This is a genomic window from Oleiphilus sp. HI0066 (assembly GCF_001635725.1).
In genome coordinates, this window is record NZ_LWFH01001578.1 from 1 (window position 1) to 531 (window position 531).

General features: G+C 44.4%; 1 protein-coding gene. It reads right to left on the reverse strand.

Annotated elements, in window-relative coordinates; translation table 11 throughout:
• The coding region (locus A3738_RS24915) for a PepSY-associated TM helix domain-containing protein (RefSeq protein ID WP_231876756.1) at positions 1-520 on the reverse strand (520 nt) is incomplete at its 3' end.
• Positions 521-531: the final 11 nt, after the last annotated feature.

Here is a 531-nt window from a genome sequence, read left to right on the forward strand (position 1 = left end):
CATAGTATGAGCTTCCCCATTTCATGGTCAGAAGGTCGTGCTTTGTACCATGGATGGCATAAGCCATGCCGTTGTGTTCCGGTGGATTTAAAAAGTGGGGGATAAACTCAGGATCGTGCTTGTGGACTGCTTCAACAATCTCTTTTGACGTGAGTGGGCTTGGAATGCCTTTGCCTAGCGCTTTTAAGTCGTGCTTCGTTAGTGCTGGGTCAATGGTGCGTTCAGGCAAAAACTGAGGTACAACGCCATAATTTACTAGTGGGTTTTGATAAAACCACCAGGACCCAGTTACGCCAATAATCAGCACGAACCACAACGACCATAAACCTAAAAACTTGTGTAGATCGCCCAAAAATACGCGGAAATTTGCATTCCATCGAGGAAGCTTAAAGAACTGCTTCCAGAATTTGCGATAAGAGATTAGCCCAGTAATTAAACCAATCAGACACAGCACACCAAAGACATTGACGACCGCACGGCCAATTAATGGCATGAACAAGTTTTTGTGGAGAATTGACATAAACTCTCCAA